We start from the raw sequence: 26,522 nt of genomic DNA, 5'->3' as shown, positions 1-26,522 counted from the left end.
GCCGTGACCGATCACCGGCCGGAGGGTCCCGGCGAGCACGGGGATCCCGTCCCGAGGGACCTGCCCGATCAGCAGGCGAACGAGGGCGAGGACCCGTGGGAGGTGGCCCCGACGCGTGCCACCGAGGACGAGCAGGACGAGGGGGCGGCCGGCGAGGCCACCGACGTGCCCGACACGGACGAGGCCGGTACCGGCCGGCAGGGCGCGACGCGGTCGGGTGGCGTCGACCCCGAGCAGCCGGTACCCGACGAGCCGTCCGGCTGACCGCCCGTCCTTCGTTCCGAAGCGTCCCTGGCTACCCACAGACTCGGCGCCTCCCCGGTGGGATCCGGGGAGGCGCCGTCACGTGCGAGTACGCCGGCCCACGCCGGTCTGGTCGTACGACGAGACCGGCGTACTCGGCCTCAGCCCACCTTTCGCCCCCGGAGCGGCTCGGTCCGCTCACCGGCCCCGTGCCGCAGCCCCTCCAGGAACTCCTCCAGCACCTCCACCGCCGTACGCTGCGGTTGCCAGCCCAGCTCGTCGCGGGCCTTCGAGGAGTCCATCAGCGGCAGCCGCAGGACGGCGTCGAAAAGGTGCGGTGAGGCGGGCAGCAGCCGTAGGTTCCACGCGGCGGCGACCGCCGAGCGGGCCGCGACCCGGGGCAGCCTCATCGGACGGGAACCCAGCACCTCGCTGAGCAGCGCGGCGTCCACGGGCGACTCCGCCGCGAGGTTGAAGGCACCGTGGACGCCGGTGTGCAGCGCCAGCCGGTACGCCTGAGCGGCGTCGTCGGTGTGCAGTGTCTGCACCCTCAGCCCGGGGATGTCGGGCAGGAACGGCAGCAGCTCCGGCCGCGCCAGCGGCCCCGGCAGGAAACGCCCGCCGAAGATGCGGCGCTGCTCGCTCGCCGACTCCCGCTTGAACAGGAACGCGGGCCGCATCCGCACCACCCGCACCCCGGGATGCTCGTGCTCGAAGGAGTCCAGGGCACGCTCCAGATAGGCCTTCTCCCGGCAGTACGCGGCGTCCGGCCACCCGTGCGTGGGCCACGACTCGTCGACCGCGTGGTCCTTCGGCCCCGGTGAGTAGGCGCCGACCGACGAGGCGTGCACCAGCGTCGGGACCTTGGCCGCCGCCACCGCCTCGAACACCCGGATGCTGCCCAGCACATTGGTCCGCCAGGTCGAGGCCGGGTCGTGCGTCGGCTGGAACGCCCAGGCGAGATGGACGACCGCGTCGGCGCCCTCGAACTCCTTGACCAGATCGGCCTGCTCGGATGCCAGGTCCACGGCCGACCAGTCCGTCTTCGCGGGCGCCCACTCGGGGACCCGCCGGGCCAGTCCCCGTATCTCGCCGACCCGCGTGTCCTCCGAGAGCAGACGCACCAGACTCGTTCCCACGTTGCCGGTGGCGCCAGTGACCACGATCCTGCCGCCGGATTCTCCGTTCACCGCTGACTCCTCTCGCGCGCTTCGCACCTTCACGGCCGCCCACGAGTACCCGGTCCCCCCGGATGTACGCGATCGCATCCGGACACACTCGCCGGGGCCCGGCCCGGCCACCGCCCTGGCCGGTTGTCGCGGGAACCGGGCGGCCCCACGAGACCATCACCCCATGACCGAGATCATCCTGATGTCCGACCCGAAGGTGGCGGCCGTACCCGTCCACGACTGTGACGAGCCGCTCGTCGACGTACGCCGCGCCGGCCCCCTGCTGGTCGACGAGCGCAAGGCCGACGCCACGGGCGCCTACGCCCACCTGCGCGCGGGCGTGCTCGACCGGCTGGTCGAGGCCCAGTCACTGCTGCCGGACGGGCTGCGCCTGCTCTTCGTCGAGGGCTACCGGCCGCCGTCCCTGCAGCGCGAGTACTTCGAGGAGTACGCCGCCGAGCAGCGCGCCCTGCATCCCGACTGGCCCGCCGACCGCATCCGCGCGGCGGCCAGCCGCTATGTCTCGCCGCCCGAGATAGCCCCGCACTCCGCGGGCGCGGCCGTGGATCTGACCCTCGTCGACTCCGACGGCCGTGAGCTGGACTTCGGCACGCGGCTCAACGCCGACCCCGAGGAGAGCGCCGGAGCCTGCTACACGGGGGCGGACGGCATCCCCGCCGAGGCCCGCACCCACCGGGAGACGCTCGGATCCGCCCTCACCGCGGCCGGCCTGGTCAACTACCCAACCGAGTGGTGGCACTGGTCGTACGGCGACCGTTACTGGGCCCTGCTGACGGGAGCGGCGGCGGCGCTGTACGGGCCTCGGGAACTCGGCGCCTGAGCGTTTTCCGCGGTGCCTGAGCGCTTCCGAACCGGGCGAGCGTGTGCGGGAGAAAGAGGGAAGCCCCGACCGGGACGGGGGAATCGCGGTCGGGGCGGTCTGTGTGTGGGTGCGGATGGCGGTCGCCTCTCGGCGAAAGGCTCCACAGGGCTTCAGCCGAACGATCGTCCCTGTGGGCAAAAGGTGAGGCCCGGGGACACTGTCCCATCCACACCCACGGCTGGTTCAACGGGAAAGTATCAGCGGGTGTTCCATCCGTATCCGGACATTGCCGGTGATCTGCATCACGTCGCGCGAGGTCGCCCACAGTGGCTTTCACCAGGTCATTCCTCCCGGCCGAGCGGACTCTGCTCCAGTGCGGCCAGCACATGGGCCGGATCGCGGAACACCGCCTCCGCGCCGGCTGCCTCCAGCTCAAGCCGTGGGATGCCGCCGCAGAGCACCGCCACACAGCGCACCCCCGCTCGTGCGCCGGCCCGCATGTCCCAGACCGTGTCCCCGACGAACACCGACCGTTCGGCCTCCGCCCCGGCCACCGCCAGGGCCTGCTCGACCGGATCGGGCGCAGGCTTCCCCTCGGCCACGTCATCGGCGGTCGCCGTCGCCAGGATGGCGTCGTCGGCCCCGATCGCCCGCCGCAACGCGGCCAGCTCCGTCCCGCTCGCCGAGGTCGCCAGCACCACGCTCCAGCCCTGCCCGTCGAGCCGCCGCAACAGCCGCCCGGCGTCCGGCAACGCGGGCAGCCGCTCGAAGTACGTCCCGTACAACGCCTTGTGCGCGGCACTCAGCGCGTCCTTCTCCGCCGGGTCCCGCTCCTCACCCAGCAGATGCGTGACCAGATCACCGGACGGCAGCCCCACCGCCCGGTGCACGTCGTGCATGGCGACGTGATGCCCACCCTGCCGAAACGCCTCCCACCAGGCGACGACATGCAGATGATTGGTATCCACAAGGGTCCCGTCGACATCAAAAACAGCAGCCCTGCCCATGCGGCACCTACCTTCCGGACGAGACGTTCACTTTCTGCTGCCGAAGAGGGCCGGCGCCCCGACAGGGGCGCGGGGAACCGCGCGACAAGCCACGACGGACCCGCACTCGCCGAACCCACCGGACCTGACCGACCGAGCCCACCGGACCGGACCGGACCGAGCCCGCCGAGCCCCTAGGCACTCAAAACCCCCTCCGGAACCTCCCGATCCCGAGCCCACCCCAACACCTCCTCCGCCCCCCACGTGGTCACCACCCGGTCCGTCGGCACCCCACACTCCTCCGCCCGAGCGCACCCATGCACCTGCCACGTCAGCTGCCCCGGCGCATGCGCGTCCGTATCGATCGAGAACAGCACCCCCGCCTCCACAGCGGCCCGCACCAGCCGCCGGGGCGGATCCAGCCGCTCCGGCCGGGAGTTGATCTCCACGGCCGTCCCCGTCTCCGCACACGCCGAGAACACCGCCTCCGCGTCGAACTCCGACTCGGGCCGCCCCCGCCCCGTGACCAGCCGCCCCGTGCAGTGCCCCAGCACATCGGAGTGCGGGTCGCGGACGGCGGCGACCATGCGCCGGGTCATCGCGCGCGCGTCCATCCGCAGCTTGGAGTGCACGGACACCACCACCACGTCGAGCCGTTCCAGCAGCTCGGGCTCCTGGTCCAGCGAGCCGTCGTCGAGGATGTCGCACTCGATGCCGGTGAGCAGCCGGAACGGCGCCCACGTCTCGTTCAGCGCGGCCACCACGTCGAGCTGCTCCCGCAGCCGCTCCGTGGACAGACCCCGGGCGACGGTCAGCCGGGGGGAGTGGTCGGTGAGCACCGTCCACTCGTGGCCGAGGCGCGCGGCGGTCCGGCCCATCTCCTCGATCGGGCTGCCGCCGTCCGACCAGTCGGAGTGCACATGGCAGTCACCCCTGATCAGCTTCATCAGCTCCGCGCCCGCACCATCGTCGGTGAGCGGGGCCTCGGCCCCCTGCTCCAGCTTGCGCAGATAGCCCGGCACCTCCCCGGCCAGCGCCTCGCGCGCCACCTGCGCGGTCTTCGGCCCGACGCCCTTCAGAGACTCCAGAGAGCCGGCGGTCGCCCGTTCGGCCACCTCGTCCGCAGGGAGCGCGCCGAGCACGGCCGAGGCCGTACGGAACGCCCGTACGCGATAGGTGGGGGCCCGGTCGCGCTCCAGCAGGAAAGCGATCCGGTCCAGGGCCTCGACGGGATCCATGGCACCTCCAGCCCTCCGCTTCCAGCGTCGCCCAGCCCCCGGGTACCCGCACGGCGGCCGTACGATCAGGGGCGGCCGGAGACTCACCCGCCCGGCCCACGCCCGGTCACCGAGGCCGGAACAGCTCTACGCTCTAGACATGACCGAAAGTGCGAGCCCCTACATTTCCCACCCCCGGGTCATGGTGCTCGGGGTACAGCCCGGCACGCCGCCGTTCCGGATCGTGGAGATCGACGGTCAGGTGATCGGCGAGGCGAAGACGTTGACGGACGTGCTGCGGGCCGCGGCGGCCTTCGGGGTCGTCGTCCACGACCTCGACGACCCCGACCAGGTCCGCTGGGTGGGCGGCGACAAACTCACTTGGACGCCGCGCTAGCACCTTTGCCCCGGCGGCTCACGCGCAGGCGCTGTGCCCAGGCGCCGCGCGGCGCCTTCGGCTTGACCGGCGCCTTCCGCCGGGCCGATGCCTTCGGCTTGACCGGTGCCTTCGGCTTGGCCGGTGCGGCCTTCGGCTCGCGCGGGACCCGGGCGTGCACCGCGCGGCCGAGCCGTCGGCCCAGCAGCAGATAGCCCAGCAGCGCGCCCGTCGTGTTGAGGATGACGTCGTCGATGTCGAACGCGCGTCCGGTGACGAGCGCGCCCTGCACCAGCTCGACGAGCAGCATCACCATCGCGGTCAGGGCGGGTACGCGCAGCAGGCCGCGGGCGCCGGGCGCCAGCACCGGCAGCAGGATCCCGAACGGCACGCCCAGCAGGATGTTCCCGCTGATCTGCTTGATCGCGTCGCGCGGGTCGGGGTGGTGCCAGTAGAGCCGCAGGGAGCTGCCGGGGCGGAGGTTGCTGTGGGTGAGCGCCTCGGACGCCGGGGACGGTTGGAGGGTGAGCCCGGCCAGCACCATGCCGAAGGCCACCATGGCCATGAAGGCCAGTGCCATCGCCAGGAGCCGCAGGGGCAGCGGGAGTGGTTGTCGACCGTCTCCGGCCGCCGGGGGACGGCGGCCGGAGGCCGTGGAACGGGAACGAGACGTGGTGCCGGCCATGCGGACCCTCCCGATTTCAACTGCCCTCTGTCCCCAAGCTGTTACCCCTGAACAAGTCCACGACTCCCAGCCGTACGACCCGGTGCGGGAAGTCTTCTGTCGGCCTTCGCGTGTTTCCCTTCGCTCTCCCTGGGCACTCCGGGCTGGGAGCGACAGGGGCCCGCTCCCGTTCGAGGGGCGCCGGAAGGCACCCGGGAGTGGGAGGGCGCGGGAGGGCGCGGACGTGCGGAGGCGGCGGATGAGCCGACGTACGACGCGCCCTCCCCGAACTCGGGGAGAGCGCGGCCGTCGAGCAGGCTCCCTGAGGCCGGCCGTCCGGCAGGCCCCATGAGGACGACTCAGGGCCCGTCGAGACCCGTCGCAACCCGTCAGGACCTGCCAGGACCTGCCAGGACCCGTCAGGACCCGTACGTCACCTTCACCTCCTTGAAGCCGAGGGACGTCAGGAGCCCTTCGAGCATGTCGGTGGTGTTGGCCTCGGCACGGTCCGTGAGCTTGCTGTCCTTCGCGGCGTCGCCGATGTGCTTGACGGCGAGGCGCTGCACGGCCTGTTCGCCGTTGGGGTTGTCGGAGAAGACGTCGCCGAGGCGGTCGAGCAGCCCGCGCTGCTTGGAGACGGCGTAGGAGTGCTCGGTGTCGAGGGCCGGCTCGCCGAGCCGTGCGTGCGGGAGGTTGATGGTGGCCGACGTGCGGTCCTTGTCGACCTTCACGTCGTTCTCGCCGACCTTGCCGAGGTCGACATAGGCGTCGACGGTGCCCGCACCGACGTAGAGCGTGCGGGTGCCGCGGATCGCGTCCGGCAGGTATTTGGCGTCCTTCTCCAGGTCGACGACCACCTGGAAGTTGCCCGAGGCGGCGTCGTAACGGCTCATGTCCTGGATGGACTTCAGGAGTGTGGGCCCCGAGCGGTCGTGCTCCTCGGTGCCGAACACGTCCTCCAGCCCCCCGAAGACCAGCATCCTCAGTGCGGCCAGCAGCACCACGACGAGGATGACCACGGCCGTGAGCAGCTTGGCCCAGCCGGGCAGACGCGTGCGCTTGATGGACGTCGTCATGTCGACGCCTCCTTCCTCCTTCAACGAATGCCCGCAAAGTGCCTGAGGGAACGCTGAGTTGGTGATTGTCCGTACTTCGGCGTAGACGGGGGGTGCGATGCGTCCGGGCCGCCGTACCGAATCGGCGTACGCCGGGCGGCCGGGTGTACACCGGGCGGCCAGTAGCATGAGCCCGCAACCCGTAATGATCATGTTCATGCGAGGAGCCGACCGTGCGTGACATCGCCGTCTTCACCGGCAGTGCCCACCCCGAGCTCGCGGACGAGGTGTGCGCGCACCTGGGGGTGCCGCTGAGCCCGTCCCGGGTGAGCCGCTTCGCCAACGACTGTCTGGAGGTGCAGCTCCAGGCCAACTGCCGGGAGAAGGACGTGTTCCTGGTCCAGCCGCTGGTCGCGCCGGTCCAGGAGCATCTCGTCGAGCTGCTGCTCATGTGCGACGCGGCGCGCGGCGCCTCGGCGGGCCGGATCACCGTGGTCATGCCGCACTACTCGTACGCCCGCTCCGACAAGAAGGACGCGCCGCGGATCTCCATCGGCGGACGGCTGGTCGCCGATCTGATGGTGGCGGCGGGCGCCGGCCGGGTCCTCGCCATGACCCTGCACTCACCGCAGGTGCACGGCTTCTTCTCGGTGCCCGTCGATCATCTGCACGCGCTGCGCGAACTGGCCGCGCACTTCCGGCAGTACGACCTGACGCGTACGACGGTCGTGTCGCCGGACCTGGGCAACGCCAAGGAGGCGGCGGCGTTCGCGCGGATGATCGGCGCTCAGGTCGCCGCAGGCGCCAAGCAGCGGTTCGCGGACGACCGGGTGAGCATCAACTCGGTGATCGGCGAGGTCGCCGGGCGGGATGTGATCGTCCTCGACGACGAGATCGCCAAGGGCAGCACGGTCATGGAACTCCTGGAACGGCTGCGGGAGTTGGGGCCGCGCTCGATCCGGGTGGCGTGCACGCACGGGCTGTTCGCGGCGGGTGCCCTGAAGCGGCTGAGCGCGCAGCCCGACATCCTGGAGATCGTCTGCACCAACACCGTGCCCGTCCCCGTGGACGAGCGCACCGACAAGCTGAGAATCCTCTCCATCGCCCCCGCGCTCGCCGAGGCCGTGCGGCGCATCCACAACGGCGAGTCGGTCAGCGCCCTGTTCGACGCGCCGTCGCGCGAATAGGGCGACCAGGGCCGCGGGGCGGGGTCATAAGGTGCCGGACGCGGTGCCGGACGCGGCCTCGGGCTGCTCCAGGGCCGCGTCCAGTGACGGGGCGGGCGGCAGCAGCCGGGCCAGGCCGGTGACCTTGAGGACGCGCAGGGTGAGCGGGTGGGTGCAGACCAGGCGCAGCTCGCCGTCGCGGTCGAGCACCCGCTGCCGGGCCCGGTAGAGCAGCCGCAGGCCCGAGCAGTCGAAGAACTCGACGTGCCGGAGGTCGATCACGATCCGGGCGCCGGTACGGCTCGTCGCCGCGTCGAGATGCGGAATGATCTCCACGGCCGCCGCGATGTCGATCTCGCCGTGCAGTTCGAGCACGGTGCGGCCGCGCTCCGTGCGGACGCTCAGGTACCCGGTCGCGGGTGGAGTGGGGTCGCTCGACACGACGGCATCGCCTCCAACCGGACTGTGTGAGGACAGACGTGTGGGCAAAACCCGTCCCTGCCCTGCAAGTTACCCTCGTCAGGGTGAATTTCAGCATGTTCGATTGACATATGTCTTCGAATTCTCCGGCAATCTGTCCGGAGTTTTGCGCAGAGCCCTCTACGACAGGGAGTGCCACGCCTTCGACAGTGCCTGCCGGAACTGGTCGGCCTGGTGCGCGGTGAGGTCGCCGATCATGCGTTCTTCCAGGTCACGCATGGGCTCGGCATAGCGGGCAAGCAGCTCGCGCCCCTCCTCGGTCAGCAGGATCAGCAGCTCGCGCCGGTTGCGCGGATTGCGCTCCCGGCGCACGAGTCCGCGATTCTCGAGGCTGCGTACGAGATCCGCGGTGGACTGGGCCGTGACGAACGAGTCGCGGGCGAGCTGGGCGGCCGAAAGTCCGTCGTGCCGCTCCAGGACGGTGAGGGACGTGTACTGCAGGGCCGTGATCCCGGCCGGCTTGACCAGCTCGTCCAGGCGCGAGCGGACAACGAGCTCGACCTGCTTGACCATGTAGAGGAGGGAGGGGGGTGTCTTGGTGCCGACCATGACGGTCAGCGTAAGGCATTGACAGGAAACCTGTGTGTAATGAAACTGCGAACCAACAGGATTCCTGTTTGTTTAAGACGTAGTGATCAAGGCTGAATCAAGGCTGAGGAGTGGGCAATGACGACCACCTTCGAGAGCGGACCCGGGCGGCTGTTCATCGGTGGACAGTGGCTCGAGGCGGCCGACGGGGCACGCGCCGACGTGATCGACCCGTCCACGGGACAGGTGGTCACGACGGTCGCGGAGGCGGGCGCCGCCGACGTCGACGCCGCCGTGCGCGCCGCGCGCGAAGCGTTCGACAGCGGCACGTGGTCCGGGCTGAGCGGCCGTGAGCGCGGCCGGATCCTGAACCGCGTCGCCCAGCTGATCCGGGAGAACGCCGACGAGATCGCCGCCGTGGAGAGCCGTGACGTCGGCAAGCCCATCACTCTGGCCCACGCGGTCGACGTGACGAACGCGGCCATCGACTACGAGTACTACGCCTCCCTCGCCTGGTCCCTGGACGGCTCCGCCCGCGACGTCCCGAACAATCGCCTCGCCTACACCAAGCGCGGCCCGATCGGTGTGGTCGGCGCGATCACCCCGTTCAACTTCCCGCTGATCCTGGCCGGTTCCAAGATCGCCCCCGCGCTCGCGGCCGGCAACACGGTCGTGCACAAGCCGGCCGAGGAGACCCCGCTCAGCGCCCTCTACATGGCGGGGCTCCTCAAGGAGGCCGGTGTCCCGGACGGCGTCTACAACGTGGTCACCGGCACGGGCCCGGTCGCGGGCGAGGCACTGCTGCGCAACCCCGGCGTCGACAAGATCGCCTTCACCGGATCCACCGCGACCGGTCGGCACGCGGCGAGCGTCGCCGGCGAGGGCCTGAAGCAGGTCACGATGGAGCTGGGCGGCAACGCGGCGCACCTCGTCTTCGAGGACGCCGACATCGAGAAGGCCATCGGCGCCATCATCAAGGGCTTCGTCTTCAACACCGGCCAGTTCTGCATGGGCGGCCCCCGCCTGCTGGTCGCCCGCTCGGTCCACGACACCGTGGTCGGCATCCTCGCCGAAGCCGTGCCCGGCGTGCCGATCGGCGACCCCCGGCAGCCCGAGACCGTCATCGGCCCGATGGCGGGCGAGAGGCACCTGAAGAAGGTCGAGGAGTACGTCGAGCTGGCCCGCAAGGAGGGCGGCCGCATCGTCTGCGGCGGCGAGCGCCTCGACCTGAACGGCGGCTACTACTACAAGCCCACCGTCATCGCCGACCTCACCAACGACTCCCGGGTCGTCCAGGAGGAGGTGTTCGGGCCGGTCCTGACCGTGCAGCCCTTCGACTCCGAGGACGAGGCCGTCGAGCTGGCCAACTCCACGCCGTACGGCCTGGCCTCCGGCATCCAGACCACCGACCTCACCCGTGCCCACCGCGTCGCCGACCGCCTCCAGGCGGGCATCGTCTGGATCAACGACTGGCCGATGCTCGACCCCGCCGTGCCCTTCGGCGGTGTGAAGGCCTCCGGCTTCGGACGCGAGTACGGCCCCGAGGCGCTGGAGTCCTACACCAAGGTCAAGTCCGTCGTCGTCTCGCTCGACTGAGCGCCTCCCCGGGATCACTAGTGAGCCGCGGACCGCTCCGGCGGCTCACGGACAGACAAGGAGTCATGAGAATGTCCACCACCACACGTGCCGCCGTGGTCGAGTCCGGGGGCGCTCCCTTCACCCTCTCCGAGGTCGTCCTCGACCAGCCGGGACAGGGCGAGGTCCTCGTCCGCATGGTCGCCGCCGGTCTGTGCCACACGGACCTGGGGGTCGCCAGTGGCGGGCTGCCCTTCCCGCTGCCCGGCGTCCTGGGCCACGAGGGCGCCGGTGTCGTCGAGGCCGTCGGCCCCGGTGTCACCTCCGTCGTGCCCGGCGACCACGTCGTACTGTCCTTCACCTCCTGCGGCGGCTGTCAGAACTGCCGTGACGGGCACCCGGCGTACTGCGCCACCTGGCTCCCGCTGAACCTGCTCGGAGGGCGCCGCGCCGACGGCACCAGCACCATCAGCCGCGACGGCCAGGACCTGGGCGGCCACTTCTTCGGCCAGTCCTCCTTCGCCGAGCGAGCCCTGGTCGACGAGCGCGGCCTCGTCAAGGTCGACCCGGACGTACCGCTGGACACCATCGCCCCGCTCGGCTGCGGCGTCCAGACCGGCGTCGGCGCCGTCTGGAACGTACTGGAGCCCCGGGCGGGCAGCACCCTCGTCATCCTCGGCGCCGGAGCCGTCGGCCTCTCCGCCGTGATGGCCGCGGCCCTCACCCCCGCGACCACGGTCATCGCCGTCGACAAGGTCGGCGAACGGCTGGAGCTGGCCAGGGAACTGGGCGCCACGCACACGGTGAACGGCGGCGAGGTCGCCGACCTCACCGAGGCGATCATGGAGATCACCGGCGGCCGGGGCGCCGACGGTGTCGTCGAGACCACCGGCAGCGTCTTCGTGCTCCGCAAGGGCGTCGACGCCCTCGCCGCGCGCGGCACCCTCGTCATCGTGGGCGCCCCGCCGTTCGGCACCGAGGTCTCCCTCGACGTCAACGGCATGCTGGGCGGCAAGCGCGTCGTCGGCCTCACCCTCGGCGACAACGAGATCCAGACCGCCATCCCGGTCCTCGTCCAGCTGGTCAAGGAGGGCAAGCTCCCGCTCGACCGGCTCATCAGCCGCTACAAGTTCGAGGACATCGACCAGGCGGTCGCCGACATGAGCGGCGGCAAGAGCATCAAGCCCGTGCTGACGTTCTGACGGATTCCGACGTCCCGAGGAGCCATCTCCCGCCGGGGCACGTCCTCCCCGCGTGACCCCGGCCCTGTGGGTGACCCGAACACCGGGTCACCCACAGGGCCGTCGCACGTCCCGGGCCTCTTCGGGGGTGCGCTCACCGGCTGCGGTGCAGCGCCACCAGCAGCTGCCACGCCTGGTCGGCGATCTCCTCGGGCGTGCCGTCGAGGAGGCCGTGCAGCCAGTCGGCGAGGACCCCCGCGAAGGTGGCCGCCACGGCGGAGGCCACCAGCGGGGCGTCCGCGGCCCCCGCGAGCTCGCGTTCGCGGAGGCTGTAGGCGCGCAGGTCCCGGTGGAGGACGCGGCCGAGCGGCCCGCCGCCACCGGGCGCCAGCAGGGCGCGGTACAGGGCCGCGTGCGGGGCGAGGCCGGCGAAGAACTCCGGCAGCGCCTGCGGCGCCCGCACCGGGTCGGGGCGGCCGCGCCAGGCGTGCAGCGCCTCCACGGCCTCCCGTACGACATCGGCGCAGGCGTCGACGGCCAGCGCCTCCAGGTCCGGATAGTGCACGTAGAACGTGGCCCGGCCGACGCCCGCCCGGCGGACCAGCGCGGCCACGCCGATCTCGTGCAGCGGGTGCCGGGCGCACTCGTCGAGGAGGGCTTCCCGCAGCCTGGCCCGGGTGCGGGCGGCCCGGGGGTCCTCCGTGGCCCTGGGGTCCTCCGGCGTCATCCCGCGACGAGGACGGCGGCCAGGGCGAGCGCGCCGGGGAGTGCCTGGGCGAACAGGATGCGGCGGTTGGCGGTGGCGGCGCCGTACACACCGGCGACGATCACACAGGCGAGGAAGAAGATCTGGGCGCGGTAGCCGGTCGGGTCACCGGCGATCAGGCCCCACACCAGGCCGGCGGCGAGGAAGCCGTTGTAGAGCCCCTGGTTGGCGGCCAGCGAGGCCGTCCGCTTCGCCATCTCCGCGTCCAGCCCGTGGAACGACATCCCCGGCTTCTTCTGCCACAGGAACATCTCCATCACCAGGATGTACGCGTGCAGCACCGCCACCAGCGCGACCAGCACGTTCGCCAGGATCTCCATGGTCAACAGTCTCCGTCGTTCATTCGTCGCATCGGAACTTCTTGGACAGGTGTCCACTATAGCTGGACGATTGTCCAAGAAGCCACCCCGGGTGTCCGTGACCGTCGTCGGCGGGTTGTCGGACCCTCCCGCTAGGTTCCCGTCCATGAGTGAGCAAGAGGTGATCGTGCGGCGCGCCCGCGCCGAGGACGTACCGGGGATCGTCGTCTCCAGCTCCTGGCTGTTCGCCGAGGACGGCGGGGAGCGGGACCCCGGCCTGAACGTGGACTGGCCGCGCACCCACGGCGCCGAGGCCTTCACGGCCTCGCTCCACGACCCCGGCCGGCTGCTGCTGGCCGCGCTGCACGACGGGGAGGTGGTGGGCCATCTGTCGGGATCGATGTCCGGTCCCTCCGCCCTGCGCCCCGTCGGATCGGCCACCCTGATGGCGCTGTACGTCCGGCCCGAACACCGGCGCGCCCGGGTCGGGGCCCGGCTGGTCGACACCTTCCTGGTGTGGGCGCGGGAACAGGGCGCGGTGCACGCGGAGGTGACCGCCTCGGCGGCCAACGCGGACGGCATCCGGTTCTACGAGCGGGAGTCGTTCCGGCCGCAGGCGCTCACACTGCGGCTGAACCTGTAGCCGGCGGGTACCCGGGGAGCGTATGGGCGGCGGCGGAACCGTCCCCCGCGCCCGGATCCCGTACGGAGGAGACATGGCACTGGTACAGGCGGGCCTCGTGGTGCTGGACTGCGCCGAGCCGGAGAAGCTCGCGATGTTCTACCGGGAGCTGCTCGACGGGGAGGAGACGGACGCGACGGCCAACCGCGTCGAGATCAAGGGTGCCTGCGGCGCCCGGCTGGCGTTCCGCCGGGACGTCAACGCCACCCCGCCGAGCTGGCCCCGCCCCGAGAACTCCCTCCAGGCCCATCTGGACTTCTACGTCGACGACCTGGACGAGGCCGAGCGGCGGATCGTGTCCCTCGGCGGACGTCCGGTGGAGACGAAGGAGGCGGCCGGGCCGTTCGAGGAACGCGGATACTCCGACCCGGCCGGCCACTCCTTCACCCTGCGCCGCGAACACTCCACGGCCCCGAAGCAGGGCTAGCGCGGCCAGGGCCTGTCCGGTGACCCGGGCCGACGGGTCACCGGACAGGCCCCGAACGTCAGTCCCGGCCTCCCTTCTCGGCGGCCGGCCACACCCCGGTGGATCGCTCGATGACCTTCGCGCCCGTGCGGTCCACCGCGCTGCGCACGACCGCGAAGATCGCGCCCTGCACGGCCGCCGCGATCAGCACCTCGCCCCAGCCGCGGTCCCGGTCCAGCGCGTCGGGCGCGTCGTCCTCGTGCCGGATCAGCTTCCAGGTCTTGCGGAACGCCACCGAGGCCAGCGCGCCACCCAGCCAGCCGAGGGCGAAACCGAGCGGCTGGTAGGCGAGCGGAAGCTTCTTCTTCTTGGACATGTGGTCCTCCTCCTACGTGTAGCGATGTCGCGTGCGGCGATGACGCGGGTCAGGGACGACCCCGCGGGGCCACGGCCTCGGCGGCGGGCACCGGCCCCGGTGGTGTCCCGTCCCCGAACGGGCTGCCGCCCAGATCCTCCCGGCCGTGGGGCGTGAGCCAGCCCGCCAGATCGGGCCCGAGCGGCACCACGGCGGTCGGGTTGATGCCCGTGTGCACCAGGTAGTAGTGCCGCTTGATGTGGTCGAAGTCGACGGTGTCGCCGAATCCGGGGGTCTGGAAGAGATCACGGGCGTACGCCCACAGCACCCTGTCCTCCGTCAGCTTCCGGCGGTTGCACTTGAAGTGACCGTGGTAGACGGCATCGAAACGCACCAGTGTCGTGAACAGCCGGATGTCCGCCTCCGTGATCGTCTCCCCGACGAGGTAGCGCTGCCGAGCCAGCCGCTCCGACAGCGCCTCCAGCCGCCGGAACACCCCGGCACAGGCCTCCTCGTACTCCTCCTGCCCGGTGGCGAAACCCGCCCGGTACACCCCGTTGTTGACGTCCTCGTAGACCTCGGCCATGACGGCGTCGATCTCGTCGCGCCGGGCCGCCGGATACAGGTCCGGCGCGCCCTCGCGGTGCAGGGCCGTCCACTCGGTGGCGAGGTCGAGGGTGAGCCGCTGGTAGTCGTTGGTGACCAGTTCACCGCTCGGCACGTCCACGATCGCCGGGACGCTGACCCCGCCCGGATAGTCGCTCTCCCGGGCATCGTAGGCCTCCTTCAGGAATCGGATGCCGAGCACCGGGTCGCGGCCGTCCGGATCGAGCGTGAACCGCCAGCTTCGGTCGTCCTGGACCGGGTCGGCGACGGCCATCGACAGGGCGTCCTCCAGGCCCAGCAGCCGCCGCGAGATCACCGCTCGGCTCGCCCAGGGGCAGGCCCGGCTGACCACCAGCCGGTAGCGGCCCGCCTCCACGGGCCATCCGTCCCGGCCGTCGGCCGTGATCCGGTCCGCGAAGTGGCTCCTGGACCGCTTGAACGCCTTCCTCCCGTACGCCTCGTTCCCCTCGCCGACACTCATGCCGTCCGACCTCCCGGTCCGTCCGGATACGTATGCCCTGATGGAGTTCCCCGATTTCCGCGACACCCACGGTGTGAGCGCGACCGGTCGGGGCAGTCGGCGAAGGTGACGCGGACACCAGCAGACACGGAGACGACGAACGACCGGGAAGGGGCGGTTCTCCAGGGGCCGGGGACCCGGGCGGAGAGCAAGGCACAGGCGGACCACAGGACCCGGATCACCGTTCTCGTCGCCCTCGGCGCCAACCTCGTGATCGCCGCGGCCAAGACCATCGGCGGACTCGTCGCCGGATCGCCGGCCCTCCTTTCGGAGGCCGCCCACTCGGTCGCCGACAGCCTGAACGAGGTCTTCCTCCTCGCCGCGCTGCGCCGAAGCCGCCGCCCCGCCGACAGCCGGCATCCCTTCGGCTATGGCAAGGAGCGCTTCTTCTGGTCCCTGCTCGCCGCCGTCGGCATCTTCGTGATGGGCGGCTGCTTCTCCTTCTACCAGGCGGTGCACGCCCTGACGGCCGGGAGCGCGGAGTCCTACGACGGCTATGTCGTCGGCATCGCCGTCCTCGGTGTGGCCCTCCTCTCCGAAGGTGCCTCACTGCTGCGTGCCCTGCACCAGGTGCGGGGGCAGGGCGGCGTCGACGGACTCCGGGACCCGGCGCTGCGGACGGTCGTCGCCGAGGACGGCACGGCGGTGCTCGGCGTGACCCTCGCGATCGCCGGGATGGCCCTGCACATGGTGACCGGCCAGGTGATCTGGGAGGCGTCCGCCTCGTTCGCGATCGGGGCGCTGCTCGTGTACGTCGCCTACTGGCTCGGGCGGGACGCCCGCGAACAGCTCATCGGGGTCGCCGCGGACCCCGAACCCAGCCGGAGGATCCGCTCCCTGCTGGAGGCGCAGCCCGAGATCGACAGTGTCGAGGCCCTGCTCACCATGCGACTCGGCCTGGACTCCACCCTTGTCGCGGCCCGCGTCGACATCGTCCCCGGTCTCGACAGCGAGGAGGTCGAGGAGGTCGCCGTCCGCATCAAGGGCTCCATCGCCCATGTCGTCCCCGAGGCCGACCAGATCTTCCTCGACGTGACGGACAGGACGGGGCCGGGGGAGCGGGCAGGGGAAAGCCCCGCCGCGACGGGGGAACGCGGCGGGGCCTGAGACTCGGGTGCCCGGTGCGCGGGGGATCATGCGGGACGCGTCGAAAGTTCTTTCGCCGCGCTCCCCGGCCCCCGCGACCCGCTCCTACCGCGGGTGAGCCGTCCGGTGACTCGTCCGGCGCGGCGTCACGCCTTCGCCGGCTCCAGTACGAAGACGGGGATCTCCCGGTCGGTCTGCTTCTGGTAGTCCGCGTACGGCGGGTACGCCTCGACCGCCCGGTCCCACCACTCGGCCTTCTCGTCCCCGGTGACCTCGCGCGCGGTCAGCTCCTGGAGGGCGGGCCCGTCCTGGAGGTCCACGTGCGGGTCGGACGTGAGGTTGTAATACCAGACCGGGTGCTTGGGCGCGCCGCCCTGTGAGGCCACGACCGCGTACCGCCCGTCGTGCTCCACCCGCATCAGCGGGATCTTGCGGAGCTTCCCGCTCTTCGCGCCGCGCGTGGTGAGCACGACGACCGGCAGGCCCGTGTCCATCAACGTCGTCCCCTGCGTGCCGCCCGAGCTCTCGTACAGCTCGACCTGCTCGCGCACCCACTGCGTGGGGCTGGGCACGTACTCGCCCTCAAGTGGCATGGCAACCGTCCCTTGCTGTCGCGTACAGATGTCCTTTGCATTCAACACCTGTCTCTCCAGGAAACATCGTCATCGCGCCACGCGCGCACGGGACCCGCTGCCCGCCGTCACGGACCGTGTCACGCACCGGGTGACGGCCCCAGCATGAGCACCGCCAGTACCGCGATCACGGCACTCGACAGGAGTCCCGTCACCAGCCGCCCCCGGTGTCCGGTCAGCGCGCGGCCGAGCAGCGCGCCACCGCCCGCGAGCAGCAGTTGCCAGCTCGCGGAGGCGAGGAAGGCGGCGAGCACGAACACGGTCTGTTCGAGGGGGCCGACGGCGTCGGTGGCGCGGCTGCCGAGCACGAGCGCGGCGAAGTAGACGACCGTGGTGGGGTTGAGGAGGGTAACCCCCAGGAGGGCGGCGTAGGCGCGTGCCGGGCTCACCGGATCCTGCCGCGGGCGGGTGGTGAGCCGCCGGGCGCGGTACTGACGCAGGGCCGTGACCGCGCCGCGTACCGCCAGCGCGAGGAGCACCAGGGCAGAGGCCCGGCGAAGGGGCACCAGCACCGGTTGCAGGGTGGCCGCGAGGGCCGTACCGCCGAGGGTGGCGAGCAGGGCGTACAGTCCGTCGGCCGTCGCGACGCCGAGCGCGGCGCAGGCTCCGGTCCGCAGGGACGTGCGGGCGGTGAGGGAGACGAGGTAGGTCGCGACGGCTCCGACGGGGATGGCGATGCCATAGCCGGCGAGGAGGCCCGCGACGAGCGCGGCCGTCATGACCGGGGCGGTGTCGGTCCCCACGGTCGGCCGGACTGCTGCTGCCCCCGCACCGGCGAGGCGGTGGCGAGGGTCAGCGGCAGGAAGGCGTCGGTGATGAGCATGGGCAGATCCTGGGGCCGGACGCTCCGGCCCCGCAAACGAATTACCGCCGGCTGTGGCGTGGTCGATTCACCGGCAGCTCTTGACCTCGGTTTCCGCCCCCGCATATCTTGTTTGAACCCAAACGAGATGAGTGGAGGTGGCGGCGTGGGCGGACAGGGGCGCCACCGCCCGACGGGACCTCAGGCCTTCGGACGCCGGCCGCTGCGACGGGGTGCGGGCTCGGCGCCGTTCAGCAGGGTGCGGCGGCGCTCCTCGCCGTGCTCCTCGACCTGGAGCACGACACCGCGCAGCCCCTCCGCGAGGCTCCGGCACTCCGTGTCGCTGAGCTGCCCGGTGACGAAGGCCTCCTCCTCGTTGAACGCCGGGAACACCCGCCGCATCAGCTCCTCGCCTTCGTCGGTGAGGGCCAGCAGCACCAGCCGTCCGTCCGTCGGATGGGCCGACCGCCGCACCAGCCCACGCGACTCCAGCGTGCGGGCCACCCCCGTGAGCGTGCCCTTGGAGATGCCCGCCTCCTCCGCCACGTGCCGGGTCTCGGACTCGCCCCACACCCACACGACCCACAGCACCACGAAGGCCGTCCAGGTCAGGTCCGAGCCGCGCAGTACGGAGTTCTCCAGGTGCTGCCGCACCGCCGAGGCGGCCCGGTAGATGTTCGCCACCGCCGCCATCTGGTCCCGGCGGATGGGGAAGTCCCCCAGCTTCGCCGCGGCGAGCTTCTCGGCTTCGGTGATGGATCGCTGGCCGGGCACGGGCGCTCCTTCGGTCTCACGGCCGGACCGGACGGCCGTACGCGGCCCTTCCGGTTCCGGCACTTCGTTCGTGCGGACATTCGGTCGTTCGGTCATTCGGGATCAAATTGTACGGAGGAGAGGGAATCCACCATGAGCACCACCCCCCGCATGCTGCTGGTCCTCAGCGAGAACTGGACACTCACCGGCGGCCGGGCCGACCTGCCCGCCGCCGTACGGTGGGCGCGCGAGGCCGAGGACGCCGGATTCGACTCCGTCATGGTCAGCGAGCACATCGTGCTCGGCCCCGACGCCGCCGCCGACGGCATCATGGGAAACCCCCGCGACTACGCCCTCCCCGGCAACCAGGACCCGTACACCCCCTGGCCCAACTCCCTGCTTCTCCTCGCCTCCATCGCCTCCGTCACCGAACGCCTGCGCCTGGCCGCCGCGGCCGTCCTCGCCCCGCTGCGCCACCCCCTCCTCATGGCCAGGGAACTCGGCACCCTCGACCTGCTCAGCGAGGGACGGCTGCTGGTGCAGCCCACGGTCAGCTGGAGCGAGGACGAGTACGACGCGCTCGGTGTGCCCTTCGGCAGGCGCGGCCGGCTGCTCGACGAGCACCTGGACGTCTGGGCGAAGGCCTGGGGGCCGTCCCCGATCTCCCACGACAGCGAGCACTACCCGTTCCGGGACGTCTACTTCGAGCCCAAGGCGTACCGCCCCGAGGGCCCGAGGCTGTGGTTCGGCGGGCAGCGCCTGCACGGTCCCGTACTGCGCCGGCTGGTCCGGTACGGCCACGGCTTCCACCCGCTCGGGCGGCCCACCCCGGACGACCTGAAGGCGCTCGACGAGGCGATGGCCGCGGCCGGACGCGACGCCGCCGACCTGGAGATGATCGGCGGCACCCAGGCGGTCTTCCCCGACGACCACGCCCCGGCGGACCTCGGCGCGGCCCTCGCCTCGATACCGGAACAGCTGGAGCAGGGCTTCACGACCTTCTGCGTCAAGCCGAACCAGTTCATCGACGACCCCGACGGAGTGGGCGCCTTCTGCGAGGAGGTCATGCGGCGGGTGACGGCGCTGACGGGCTGACGGGTGACGGCGCCGACGGGCACGGCGAGGCCGGCGCCGCACTCGCGGCGCCGGCCACCTCTCGCACATCGGCTCAGCGCTCGAAGACGACCTCGCCGTCGAACACCGTCATGTCCACCTCGACACCCGTGATGTCACGCGGGTCGAGGTCCAGCAGCGGCCGGTCCAGGACGCACAGATCGGCCACCTTGCCCACATCCACGGACCCCTTCCACTCCTCGGCGAAGTCCTGCCGCGCGGGATTGATCGTGTACGCCCGCAGCGCCTCGGCGAGTTCCACGCGCTGCTCGGGACCGCTGACCCGGCCGCTGGCCTTCGACTCGCGCAGCAGCATCCCGGCGACGCCCTGCCGCCAGTCGGGCTCGGTGATCGGCGCGTCCGAACTGGCGCACACCGCGACGCCCGCGTCGAAGGCCGAGCGCGCGGGCCACTGGTACGCCGACCGCTGCGCGCCCACGACCTCCGCCATCAGGTCGGAGATCGTCCACTTGATGGCGGGGTTCATGTTCACGCCGTAGCCGTGCTCGGCCAGCCGGGCGATGCTGTCCGCACCGATGAAGTCGCCGTGGATGACGTAGTGCCGGGCGTCGGGGCGTGGCACGGCCCGCTGTGCCGCCACGAACGCGTCCACCACGAGATCGATGGCCCGGTCGCCGGTGACATGGACGCCCAGCTGGTATCCGGCCTCATGGGCGACGCGGATCATCTCGAACAGCTCGTCCACCTGGAGTTCGGGCGTACGCCCGTGCACACAGAGGGAGCCGTGGCCGCCGTCGAGATAGGGCTCGTTCATCCAGGCCGTACGGTTCGGGGGCACCCCGTCGGCGAAGATCTTCACGCCGATGGCGTTGAGCAGCCGGGGGTCGGCGGACTCGGGGCGGTGGAGTTCGGCGAGGCCCTTGCGGACGCCGTCGGCGGAGCCGCCCATCGGCGCGGGCAGGAGGAGGACGCTGACCCGGGCGTGCAGACCGCCGGTCGCGGCCAGGTCGGCGTACGCGGTCCAGTTGTCGGTGCTCAGCCCGCCGAACAGGGTCTCGGAGCCGCCGGGGCCGAGCCCCGGCTCGGTGTAGCTGGTGATGCCGCGGGAGTGGAGTTCGGCGACGACCTGCCGGATGGCCCGGCGGCGCCGGGCGACGGTGGGGGAGGGCAGCGCGGCCTGCAGCAGGACGCCGGCGGCCTCGCGCAGGATTCCGGTGGGCCGGCCGTCGGCGTCCCGGTCGACGACCCCGCCGTCGGGCGCCTCCGTGCCGGCGTCGATCCCGCACCGGCGCAGTGCCGCGCTGTTCGCCCACACCATGTGCTGCGAGAAGTCGGTCAGACAGACGGGGTGGTCGGGTGCCACCGCGTCCAGGTCACCCCGGTGCGGGAGGCGCCCCGGATCGGCGAGGCACTCGGCGAGGTAGCCGGGGTCCCAGCCCAGGCCGACGATCCACTCGCCGGGCGCCGCGGCCCGCGCCGCCGCCCCCACGACCTCGGCGATGTCGGCGATCGAGCCGACCGCCGGATGGCCTACGCAGAGGGAGAACGGCGGCCTCGACAGCCCGTACGCGGCGCCGTGCAGATGCGAGTCGTTGATGCCCGGCAGCACGGTCCGCCCGGCCAGCTCGACGATCCTCGTCGCCGGCCCGGCCAGGGCACGCATCTCGGCGTCCGTGCCGACCGCGACGATCTCCCGACCGCGCACGGCCACCCCCTCGGCGACCGTGAAACCGGCGTCGACGGTGATGACCTGACCGCCGGTCAGGACGAGGGTGGGGGAAGTGTCGCTCACGAGGACCTCTCTGGGGTGTCTTGGTGCGGTGGAGGACAACAAGGCCGTGGGGCGCCGGTCACCGGGTCGCTCGTGGGCCGAAGTAGGCGAGCGCGGCGCCCGCCACCAGGGCCACGCCCTGGGCCATCTGCTGCCAGAACGTCGGCACGCTCATCAGCGTCAGCCCGTTCTGCAGGCAACCCAGGAACAGCACGCCGAGCAGCACCCCGAGAACCGAACCGGATCCGCCGCTCAGCGCGACCCCGCCCAGCAGCACCGCCGTGAGCACGGTCAGCTCGAATCCCGTGCCCGAGGTGCCCGCGACCACGCTGTCCAGCACGGACGCCTTGATCGCCCCGGCCAGCGCGGCGGCCGTACCCGTGACCACGAACAGCGCGAACGGCGTACGGCGGACATCGACGCCGGAGAGGTAGGCGGCCTCCCGGTTGACGCCGATCGCGAACACATGCCGTCCGGTCGGCGTGTACGCCAGGAACAGCGCCCCGGCGACGAGGACGGCGGCCGCGACGACCACGGGCGCCGCGATCCCGGCGATCCGCGCCCCGCCCAGCCACGCGAAGCCGTCGCCGAAGCCGCTCAGCGGCAGCGGGAAGAGCTGCTGTGCCAGTCCGCGCACGGCCGCCAGCATGCCCAGTGTCACGATGAACGGAGACAGCCCCAGATAGCAGCAGAGCAGCCCGTTCACGGCACCGACCGCCGCGCCGACCGCCAGCGCCCCGACGACGGCGACCACGGGCGACTGGGCCTGCTCACCCGCGAGCCAGCCCGCCGTCAGCGCGCCGAGCGCCAGGGTCGAGCCGACCGACAGATCGAGGTAGCCGCTGATGACCAGCAGGGCCAGGGGGACGGCGACGATCGCGAGGGCGGCCGCGTCGGTGGCGATCCCGCGCAGGTTGCCGGGGTCGAGGAAGCTGCCGGTGGACAGCTGGAACACCAGCACCAGCAGGGTGAGGACGACGAGCAGAGGATTGCGCCGCACCGTCGTGAGCCCGTGCGCGGCCAGCGCGCGCGGGCCGGGGACGACGCGCTCGGCGGCGGTCACGGTGGTCATGCTGCTCCTTCGTGGGGGAGGGTGGGCGATGCGGTCGGATCGCCGTCCGACGCGTGGTGCGGCTGTCGTGCGGCCGGCCCCGCGTCGTGGACGGCGGCCAGCAGGGACTCCTCGGTGAGGTCCGCGCCGCAGAGTTCGGCGACGATACGGCCCCGGTCGACGACCAGACAGCGGTGGGCCAGGGTCGCCGCCTCCTCCGGGTCGCTGGAGGCGAACAGCACGGCCGTGCCGCGCTGTCCGGCGAGCGAGGACACGACGTCGTAGATCTCCTGACGGGCGCCGACGTCGACGCCCTGGGTCGGCTCGTCGAGGAGCAGGACGTCGACGGACCGGGCCTCGTTGATCCACCGGCCCAGCAGCAGCTTCTGCTGGTTGCCGCCGGAGAACGCCGAGGCCGGCAGCCCCGGCCGTGCGGGCCGCAGCCCGACCGCCTCGGCGAGCGAGCCGAACACCCGCCGCTCGGCCCCGAGCGCCCGCACCCCGTGCCGGGCCAGCGTCCGCACGCTCGGCAGCAGCACGTTGTCCTGCGCGCTCAGCCCCGCGAACAGCCCCTGTGCCCGCCGGTCGGCCGGCACGAGCGCGATCCCGGCGGCCAGCGCGTCGGCGGGGCGGACCGGCGCGACGGCCCGCCCCCCGACGCGCACCGCCCCCTCCAGAGCCCGCCGCCTGCCGAACAGGGTCTCCAGCACCCGCGTACGGCCGGACCCCATGAGCCCGTACAAACCCACGATCTCGCCTTCGCCGACGGTCAGGTCGACGGGACCGAAGCCGGGGCCGCGCAGGCCACGGACGGTGAGGCGGGCGGGGGAGGGAGTACCGGGGGAGGAGAGGGCCGGAGCTTCACCACCGGGCGTGGCGGTCCGGCGCGTCGCCGACCCGCCCGCGCTCGGCGACGGGCCGCCGGAGCGGAGGGGGCGGTCGTCCGCCTCCGCCGAGAAGTGGCCCTCGCGGCCGCGGGGCCCGGCGGGGCTCGGTTCGCCGTGCGGGGCGTCGCCGCGGTCCGGGCCGACCGCGGCCTCGGGGGCGGTGGCGTCCGCGGTCCCGCTTGCCGAGCCACCGGCCGCACTCGGCCCGTTCCCGGCGGGTACCGCCGACCCGGCTCCCCGGCTGCCCGTGATCGCCTCCACCAGGTCCCGGCGGTGGTGGCCCCCCGTGGCCGTGTGATGGGCGACCCGGCCGTCGCGGAGCACGGTCACCGCGTCCGCCAGGCGTTCGACCTCCGCCAGGAGGTGGGTGACGTAGACGATGGCGAGGCCCTGGGTGCGCAGGTCCTCCACGCGGGTGGCGAGGGCCTCGCTCTCGGTGCCGGAGAGGGCGGCCGTGGGCTCGTCCAGGACCAGGACGGACGCGCTGCGGCTGAGGGCCTTGGCGATTTCGACCAACTGCTTCTGGCCCATGGGCAGTTCACCCACCCGGTCGCGGGGCGAGCAGCTCGCGGCGACCCGGTCGAGGAGTTCGGCGGCCACCTTCTCCTGGGCCCGGCGGTCGATGCGGCCGTACCGGGTCCACTCCTGGCCGAGGAAGATGTTCTCGGCCACGGTCAGGGAGCCCACGACGCTGAGCGTCTGGAAGATGATCGCCACCCCGGCCGCGATCGACTCACGCGGACTGAGCCGGGCGTACGGGACGCCGCCCACCTCGATCGTCCCGGCGTCCGGCGGGAACGCGCCGCCGAGACACTTGATCAGCGTGGACTTGCCGGCGCCGTTGTGCCCGAGCAGGGCATGGACCTGCCCCGCGGGCACGGTGAGGTCCACCTCGTCCAGCGCCCGCACACCACCGAAGGACTTGCTCAGGGAGGTGATCCGCAGATTCGGCGGATTGGCTGTCGCGGCGGTGTCGCTCATGTCGGCCATCGCGCGGCCCTACCCGTTCTGGGCGAGCAGCGCGTCGATCTCCGCCGTGTCGCCGCGCTGGATCAGCTTGACCGGCACCTCGACGCTCGGCTTCGCCTTTCCGGCGGCGACCGCGAGCGGTACGTCGACGATGGCGTTGGAGATGTCCAGCGGTGCGAGGGCGGAGGAGGCGCGGTAGAAGGTGCCCTGCTTGATGGCGAGGAGGGAGGGGGCCGAGCCGTCCTGGCCGCCGACGAACGTCTTCCTGTCGCCGTTCTTCCGCCCGGCCTGCTGCAACGCCTTGAACCCGCCGTACGCCGCCGCGTCCGTGATGCCGAGGATGATGTTCAGGTCGGGGTGCTTGGCGAGGAGGGCGTTGGACTTCGACAGACCCGTGTCGGGGTCGATGGCCTGCTCCTGCGCCACCACGTCTACACCGGGCGCGAGCTTCGTGAACGCGTCGATCATGCCCTTCGTACGCTCCCGGCCCAGCTCGATCGTGTTGTCGACCAGGAACGCGATCTTCCCCTTCCCGTTCAGCTCTTCGTCGGCCCACTTCGCGGCCGACTCGCCGAGCAGCGTGCCGCTCTCGCGGAAGCTGAACCGGATGTCGGCGCTCTGGTTCTCCAGCGTCCCGCCGTACGTCACCCAGATCAGGCCCGCGTCGAGCGCAGCCTTGGCGATCGACTCGGTGGCCTCGAAGACCATCGGGAACGACACGATCGCCTGCGTCTTCCGCGCGACCCAGGTGTTGAGGTTGCTGGCCTGGGTGTCGGGGTTGCTCGCGTCGCTCGTCGTCAGCAGCTCGACGTCGTGCTTCTTCGCGGCGGCCGTCGAGAGCTTCACCAGGGTGCTGTAGAGCGGGATCTGGGTGAAGGGGTAGTCGAGGCCGATCTGCGTGAGCTTCTTCGCGGAGGGAGACGCGCCCGCCGCTTTCGCCGAACCGGAGCTGCTCTCCGGGGCGCTGCAGCCCGTCGCGGCCAGTCCGGTCGCGGTGAGCGCGCCGGCGGACCACGCGAGGAACTGCCTGCGTGAGGCCGGGGTGACGGAAAGGGGGCGTCTGGTCATGGCGGTGATCTCCAAGGGGGACGGGGCCCGTCAGCGGCGGGCATCATGCTGTGCCGAACAGAAAAGACCCCCGCGCCCCGGCCCACCATCCGTACAAATACCGAGTGCGTACGGCGGTGGGACCTGGGAGTGCGTACGGCGGGGGGACACGAACGCGTACGGCGGGGGAGCGGCGGCGGGCTTCCGGGTCACGGATCGGTGAATGCCTTGTCCACCGATCCGCACCCCTCTATCGTTAGGGCCCAAAAGACCTCTCCGGTCTCGGGGCGGCCCCGGGAGGCTCGCATGCTCACCCACCACCAGATCGCCGCCGCCACCCGTATCGGCATGCTCACCCGCGAACGCGACACCGCCTCCGCCTGCGCCGAGGCCCTCCACGAACTAGGCCGCGCCCTGCCCCTCGACGCCGCCACCCTCCTGGAGATCGACCCGATCACCGGCACCTACGCCCAGGTCGCGGGCGTCGGCTACGACGCCGACGTCTCCGCCGCCCTGGCCGCCGAGTTCGTCGCGACCCCCTGGTACGCCAACGTCCTGCGCAGCGAGATCCCGCCCTCCATCTGCGAGGACGTCGAGGACCCGGGCGAGCGCTACCGCGACGGCTGGTTCTACGCCGAGCGCATGCGCCCGGCGGGCGTCCGCGACGCGGTGACGGGCGCCCTGCGCCACCGCGGCCGCCTGGTCGGCCTGATCACCCTCTCCACCGCGACCCCCGACGCCTACGACACCGGGACCCGCCATCTGCTGGCCTCCCTGCTGCCCGCCCTGGGCGTCCTCGCCGACCCCACCGCGCACGCGGGCGACCTCCCCGACCTCCCGGCGGAGGGCGGAGCGAGCCTGGTCGTCGCCGACGACACCCTCGAACTCCCCGGCCGGGACCCCGCCGCAGTCCTCCAGGACACCGAGTTCCGCCGCCTCCTGCGCGCCTTCGCCGACTCGCACGGCACCCGGCTGCGCCTGCTCTGGCCCGTCGGGTCCGACTGGTACCGGGTCACCCTCCGCCGCCACACCCTCGGCTCGGCCGTCGTACGCCGGGCGGTCCTCGTCCACGAGACGCCCGCCCCGCTGCCGTACGGGCTCAGCCCCCGCGAGCTGGAGGTGCTCACCCGGGCGGCCACCGGTCAGACGAACCAGGCCATCGCCCAGGCGCTGTTCCTGTCCCCGCGCACCGTGCACACCCACGTCGAGCATCTGCTGCGCAAGACCGGCGCCGCCTCTCGCGCCGAGGCCACCGCCCTCGCCGTACGCGACGGACTGCTCCGGCCGACCGCCGACGACGTCGAACGCTTCGTCGAAAGGTGACCCGGGGGCCGAGCCCGGTTCTATAGGGTT

The 26,522-nt window shown here is 72.0% G+C and carries 29 protein-coding genes; 11 read left to right on the top strand and 18 right to left on the bottom strand.

Going from position 1 to position 26,522, the window contains the following annotated elements:
- Positions 1–3: 3 nt before the first annotated feature.
- Positions 4–264, top strand: coding sequence for a hypothetical protein (locus OG622_RS06560; protein ID WP_371574057.1), 261 nt, complete (start codon positions 4–6; stop codon positions 262–264).
- A gap of 140 nt (positions 265–404) precedes the next feature.
- Here OG622_RS06560 and OG622_RS06555 read toward each other — a convergent pair whose 3' ends face one another.
- A complete protein-coding gene (locus tag OG622_RS06555) occupies positions 405–1,433 on the bottom strand; it encodes an SDR family oxidoreductase (protein WP_371574056.1) in 1,029 nt (342 codons plus the stop codon).
- Positions 1,434–1,596: 163 nt separating this feature from the next.
- Between OG622_RS06555 and OG622_RS06550 the strand changes: the two genes are divergently transcribed.
- Positions 1,597–2,253, top strand: a complete 657-nt coding sequence (locus tag OG622_RS06550; protein ID WP_371574055.1) for a M15 family metallopeptidase — start codon at positions 1,597–1,599, stop codon at positions 2,251–2,253.
- Positions 2,254–2,576: 323 nt separating this feature from the next.
- On the opposite strand, the gene OG622_RS06545 is transcribed toward OG622_RS06550, so the two are convergent.
- Positions 2,577–3,242, bottom strand: a complete 666-nt coding sequence (locus OG622_RS06545; RefSeq protein ID WP_371574054.1) for an HAD family hydrolase — start codon at positions 3,240–3,242, stop codon at positions 2,577–2,579.
- A gap of 173 nt (positions 3,243–3,415) precedes the next feature.
- Positions 3,416–4,459 (bottom strand): PHP domain-containing protein, encoded by a 1,044-nt coding sequence (locus OG622_RS06540; RefSeq protein WP_371574053.1) that lies wholly within the window; start codon positions 4,457–4,459, stop codon positions 3,416–3,418.
- Positions 4,460–4,598: 139 nt separating this feature from the next.
- Between OG622_RS06540 and OG622_RS06535 the strand changes: the two genes are divergently transcribed.
- Positions 4,599–4,835: a hypothetical protein gene (locus OG622_RS06535; protein WP_371574052.1), complete on the top strand. Its 237-nt coding sequence runs from the start codon at positions 4,599–4,601 to the stop codon at positions 4,833–4,835.
- Here OG622_RS06535 and OG622_RS06530 read toward each other — a convergent pair.
- Both OG622_RS06530 and OG622_RS06525 read right to left on the bottom strand, forming a co-directional pair.
- Entirely contained in the window at positions 4,816–5,499 is a 684-nt protein-coding gene (locus tag OG622_RS06530; protein WP_371574051.1) for a VanZ family protein, read from the bottom strand. The two genes, OG622_RS06535 and OG622_RS06530, sit on opposite strands and share 20 nt — an antisense overlap.
- A gap of 398 nt (positions 5,500–5,897) precedes the next feature.
- The gene (locus OG622_RS06525; RefSeq protein ID WP_371574050.1) at positions 5,898–6,554 is read right to left on the bottom strand and encodes a DUF4230 domain-containing protein; all 657 of its coding nucleotides are present in this window, start codon (positions 6,552–6,554) and stop codon (positions 5,898–5,900) included.
- 212 nt (positions 6,555–6,766) lie between these two features.
- Here OG622_RS06525 and OG622_RS06520 point away from each other — a divergent pair, with 212 nt between their 5' ends.
- Positions 6,767–7,720 carry a ribose-phosphate diphosphokinase gene (locus OG622_RS06520; RefSeq protein ID WP_371574049.1) on the top strand — a complete coding sequence of 318 codons (954 nt, stop codon included), beginning with the start codon at positions 6,767–6,769 and terminating at the stop codon, positions 7,718–7,720.
- Positions 7,721–7,744: 24 nt separating this feature from the next.
- Here OG622_RS06520 and OG622_RS06515 read toward each other — a convergent pair whose 3' ends face one another.
- Together OG622_RS06515 and OG622_RS06510 are read right to left on the bottom strand one after the other, a co-directional pair.
- On the bottom strand, positions 7,745–8,140 hold the full coding sequence (locus tag OG622_RS06515; RefSeq protein WP_371574048.1) for an anti-sigma factor antagonist: 396 nt from the start codon (positions 8,138–8,140) through the stop codon (positions 7,745–7,747).
- Between the two features lie 159 nt (positions 8,141–8,299).
- Positions 8,300–8,728: a MarR family winged helix-turn-helix transcriptional regulator gene (locus tag OG622_RS06510; RefSeq protein WP_371574047.1), complete on the bottom strand. Its 429-nt coding sequence runs from the start codon at positions 8,726–8,728 to the stop codon at positions 8,300–8,302.
- A 117-nt stretch (positions 8,729–8,845) separates the two neighbouring features.
- Between OG622_RS06510 and OG622_RS06505 the strand changes: the two genes are divergently transcribed.
- Positions 8,846–10,303, top strand: coding sequence for an aldehyde dehydrogenase (locus tag OG622_RS06505; RefSeq protein ID WP_371574046.1), 1,458 nt, complete (start codon positions 8,846–8,848; stop codon positions 10,301–10,303).
- Between the two features lie 71 nt (positions 10,304–10,374).
- Positions 10,375–11,484, top strand: a complete 1,110-nt coding sequence (locus OG622_RS06500) for an NAD(P)-dependent alcohol dehydrogenase (RefSeq protein WP_371574045.1) — start codon at positions 10,375–10,377, stop codon at positions 11,482–11,484.
- A 133-nt stretch (positions 11,485–11,617) separates the two neighbouring features.
- On the opposite strand, the gene OG622_RS06495 is transcribed toward OG622_RS06500, so the two are convergent.
- Both OG622_RS06495 and OG622_RS06490 read right to left on the bottom strand, forming a co-directional pair.
- Positions 11,618–12,190: a TetR/AcrR family transcriptional regulator gene (locus tag OG622_RS06495; protein ID WP_371574044.1), complete on the bottom strand. Its 573-nt coding sequence runs from the start codon at positions 12,188–12,190 to the stop codon at positions 11,618–11,620.
- The gene (locus OG622_RS06490) at positions 12,187–12,549 is read right to left on the bottom strand and encodes a DUF1304 domain-containing protein (RefSeq protein WP_371574043.1); all 363 of its coding nucleotides are present in this window, start codon (positions 12,547–12,549) and stop codon (positions 12,187–12,189) included. The genes OG622_RS06495 and OG622_RS06490 overlap by 4 nt, the downstream gene beginning before the upstream one ends.
- A gap of 145 nt (positions 12,550–12,694) precedes the next feature.
- On the opposite strand from OG622_RS06490, the gene OG622_RS06485 reads away from it, so the two are divergent.
- Positions 12,695–13,171, top strand: a complete 477-nt coding sequence (locus tag OG622_RS06485) for an N-acetyltransferase family protein (RefSeq protein ID WP_371574042.1) — start codon at positions 12,695–12,697, stop codon at positions 13,169–13,171.
- A 73-nt stretch (positions 13,172–13,244) separates the two neighbouring features.
- The gene (locus OG622_RS06480) at positions 13,245–13,637 is read left to right on the top strand and encodes a VOC family protein (RefSeq protein ID WP_371574041.1); all 393 of its coding nucleotides are present in this window, start codon (positions 13,245–13,247) and stop codon (positions 13,635–13,637) included.
- 58 nt (positions 13,638–13,695) lie between these two features.
- Here the strand turns inward: OG622_RS06480 and OG622_RS06475 are convergent, their stop codons facing one another.
- On the bottom strand, positions 13,696–13,992 hold the full coding sequence (locus tag OG622_RS06475; protein ID WP_371574040.1) for a DUF4235 domain-containing protein: 297 nt from the start codon (positions 13,990–13,992) through the stop codon (positions 13,696–13,698).
- A gap of 49 nt (positions 13,993–14,041) precedes the next feature.
- On the bottom strand, positions 14,042–15,058 hold the full coding sequence (locus OG622_RS06470) for a glutathione S-transferase family protein (RefSeq protein WP_371574039.1): 1,017 nt from the start codon (positions 15,056–15,058) through the stop codon (positions 14,042–14,044).
- Positions 15,059–15,163: 105 nt separating this feature from the next.
- Here OG622_RS06470 and OG622_RS06465 point away from each other — a divergent pair, with 105 nt between their 5' ends.
- Entirely contained in the window at positions 15,164–16,204 is a 1,041-nt protein-coding gene (locus OG622_RS06465) for a cation diffusion facilitator family transporter (protein ID WP_371574038.1), read from the top strand.
- Between the two features lie 125 nt (positions 16,205–16,329).
- Here the strand turns inward: OG622_RS06465 and OG622_RS06460 are convergent, their stop codons facing one another.
- The 3 genes from OG622_RS06460 to OG622_RS06450 form a co-directional block, all read right to left on the bottom strand.
- Positions 16,330–16,776: a nitroreductase family deazaflavin-dependent oxidoreductase gene (locus OG622_RS06460; RefSeq protein ID WP_371574037.1), complete on the bottom strand. Its 447-nt coding sequence runs from the start codon at positions 16,774–16,776 to the stop codon at positions 16,330–16,332.
- A 119-nt stretch (positions 16,777–16,895) separates the two neighbouring features.
- Positions 16,896–17,534 (bottom strand): LysE family transporter, encoded by a 639-nt coding sequence (locus tag OG622_RS06455; protein WP_371574036.1) that lies wholly within the window; start codon positions 17,532–17,534, stop codon positions 16,896–16,898.
- Between the two features lie 284 nt (positions 17,535–17,818).
- The gene (locus OG622_RS06450) at positions 17,819–18,391 is read right to left on the bottom strand and encodes a MarR family winged helix-turn-helix transcriptional regulator (protein WP_371574035.1); all 573 of its coding nucleotides are present in this window, start codon (positions 18,389–18,391) and stop codon (positions 17,819–17,821) included.
- Between the two features lie 132 nt (positions 18,392–18,523).
- On the opposite strand from OG622_RS06450, the gene OG622_RS06445 reads away from it, so the two are divergent.
- A complete protein-coding gene (locus OG622_RS06445) occupies positions 18,524–19,465 on the top strand; it encodes an LLM class flavin-dependent oxidoreductase (RefSeq protein ID WP_371574034.1) in 942 nt (313 codons plus the stop codon).
- 73 nt (positions 19,466–19,538) lie between these two features.
- Here OG622_RS06445 and OG622_RS06440 read toward each other — a convergent pair whose 3' ends face one another.
- Genes OG622_RS06440 through OG622_RS06425 form a run of 4 tightly spaced genes read right to left on the bottom strand, consistent with a single transcriptional unit; the run spans position 19,539 to position 25,190 of the window.
- The gene (locus OG622_RS06440; protein ID WP_371574033.1) at positions 19,539–21,236 is read right to left on the bottom strand and encodes an amidohydrolase; all 1,698 of its coding nucleotides are present in this window, start codon (positions 21,234–21,236) and stop codon (positions 19,539–19,541) included.
- A 58-nt stretch (positions 21,237–21,294) separates the two neighbouring features.
- Positions 21,295–22,287 carry an ABC transporter permease gene (locus tag OG622_RS06435; RefSeq protein WP_371574032.1) on the bottom strand — a complete coding sequence of 331 codons (993 nt, stop codon included), beginning with the start codon at positions 22,285–22,287 and terminating at the stop codon, positions 21,295–21,297.
- On the bottom strand, positions 22,284–24,143 hold the full coding sequence (locus OG622_RS06430) for an ATP-binding cassette domain-containing protein (RefSeq protein ID WP_371574031.1): 1,860 nt from the start codon (positions 24,141–24,143) through the stop codon (positions 22,284–22,286). Before OG622_RS06430 ends, OG622_RS06435 begins: the two co-directional genes overlap by 4 nt.
- A 9-nt stretch (positions 24,144–24,152) precedes the next feature.
- The gene (locus OG622_RS06425; RefSeq protein ID WP_371574030.1) at positions 24,153–25,190 is read right to left on the bottom strand and encodes a sugar ABC transporter substrate-binding protein; all 1,038 of its coding nucleotides are present in this window, start codon (positions 25,188–25,190) and stop codon (positions 24,153–24,155) included.
- Positions 25,191–25,475: 285 nt separating this feature from the next.
- Here OG622_RS06425 and OG622_RS06420 point away from each other — a divergent pair, with 285 nt between their 5' ends.
- Positions 25,476–26,492, top strand: coding sequence for a response regulator transcription factor (locus tag OG622_RS06420; protein ID WP_371574029.1), 1,017 nt, complete (start codon positions 25,476–25,478; stop codon positions 26,490–26,492).
- The last annotated feature ends 30 nt before the right edge of the window (positions 26,493–26,522 follow it).

Source organism: Streptomyces sp. NBC_01314, assembly GCF_041435215.1.
In the GTDB taxonomy this organism is placed as follows: Bacteria; Actinomycetota; Actinomycetes; order Streptomycetales; family Streptomycetaceae; genus Streptomyces.
The sequence above is the reverse complement of the archived record's forward strand: the minus strand, read 5'-3'. Positions and strand labels throughout refer to the sequence as shown.

Excerpts from the sequence above, each read along its gene's own strand:
- OG622_RS06475 (WP_371574040.1), bottom strand. The coding sequence starts at position 13,992 with ATGTCCAAGAAGAAGAAGCTTCCGCTCGCCTACCAGCCGCTCGGTTTC.
- OG622_RS06445 (WP_371574034.1), top strand. The coding sequence starts at position 18,524 with ATGAGCACCACCCCCCGCATGCTGCTGGTCCTCAGCGAGAACTGGACA.
- OG622_RS06435 (WP_371574032.1), bottom strand. The coding sequence starts at position 22,287 with ATGACCACCGTGACCGCCGCCGAGCGCGTCGTCCCCGGCCCGCGCGCG.
- OG622_RS06540 (WP_371574053.1), bottom strand. The coding sequence starts at position 4,459 with ATGGATCCCGTCGAGGCCCTGGACCGGATCGCTTTCCTGCTGGAGCGC.
- OG622_RS06525 (WP_371574050.1), bottom strand. The coding sequence starts at position 6,554 with ATGACGACGTCCATCAAGCGCACGCGTCTGCCCGGCTGGGCCAAGCTG.
- OG622_RS06505 (WP_371574046.1), top strand. The coding sequence starts at position 8,846 with ATGACGACCACCTTCGAGAGCGGACCCGGGCGGCTGTTCATCGGTGGA.
- OG622_RS06495 (WP_371574044.1), bottom strand. The coding sequence starts at position 12,190 with ATGACGCCGGAGGACCCCAGGGCCACGGAGGACCCCCGGGCCGCCCGC.
- OG622_RS06510 (WP_371574047.1), bottom strand. The coding sequence starts at position 8,728 with ATGGTCGGCACCAAGACACCCCCCTCCCTCCTCTACATGGTCAAGCAG.
- OG622_RS06460 (WP_371574037.1), bottom strand. The coding sequence starts at position 16,776 with ATGCCACTTGAGGGCGAGTACGTGCCCAGCCCCACGCAGTGGGTGCGC.
- OG622_RS06480 (WP_371574041.1), top strand. The coding sequence starts at position 13,245 with ATGGCACTGGTACAGGCGGGCCTCGTGGTGCTGGACTGCGCCGAGCCG.
- OG622_RS06490 (WP_371574043.1), bottom strand. The coding sequence starts at position 12,549 with ATGGAGATCCTGGCGAACGTGCTGGTCGCGCTGGTGGCGGTGCTGCAC.
- OG622_RS06550 (WP_371574055.1), top strand. The coding sequence starts at position 1,597 with ATGACCGAGATCATCCTGATGTCCGACCCGAAGGTGGCGGCCGTACCC.
- OG622_RS06455 (WP_371574036.1), bottom strand. The coding sequence starts at position 17,534 with ATGACGGCCGCGCTCGTCGCGGGCCTCCTCGCCGGCTATGGCATCGCC.
- OG622_RS06500 (WP_371574045.1), top strand. The coding sequence starts at position 10,375 with ATGTCCACCACCACACGTGCCGCCGTGGTCGAGTCCGGGGGCGCTCCC.
- OG622_RS06430 (WP_371574031.1), bottom strand. The coding sequence starts at position 24,143 with ATGGCCGACATGAGCGACACCGCCGCGACAGCCAATCCGCCGAATCTG.
- OG622_RS06420 (WP_371574029.1), top strand. The coding sequence starts at position 25,476 with ATGCTCACCCACCACCAGATCGCCGCCGCCACCCGTATCGGCATGCTC.
- OG622_RS06545 (WP_371574054.1), bottom strand. The coding sequence starts at position 3,242 with ATGGGCAGGGCTGCTGTTTTTGATGTCGACGGGACCCTTGTGGATACC.
- OG622_RS06485 (WP_371574042.1), top strand. The coding sequence starts at position 12,695 with ATGAGTGAGCAAGAGGTGATCGTGCGGCGCGCCCGCGCCGAGGACGTA.
- OG622_RS06530 (WP_371574051.1), bottom strand. The coding sequence starts at position 5,499 with ATGGCCGGCACCACGTCTCGTTCCCGTTCCACGGCCTCCGGCCGCCGT.
- OG622_RS06425 (WP_371574030.1), bottom strand. The coding sequence starts at position 25,190 with ATGACCAGACGCCCCCTTTCCGTCACCCCGGCCTCACGCAGGCAGTTC.
- OG622_RS06535 (WP_371574052.1), top strand. The coding sequence starts at position 4,599 with ATGACCGAAAGTGCGAGCCCCTACATTTCCCACCCCCGGGTCATGGTG.
- OG622_RS06470 (WP_371574039.1), bottom strand. The coding sequence starts at position 15,058 with ATGAGTGTCGGCGAGGGGAACGAGGCGTACGGGAGGAAGGCGTTCAAG.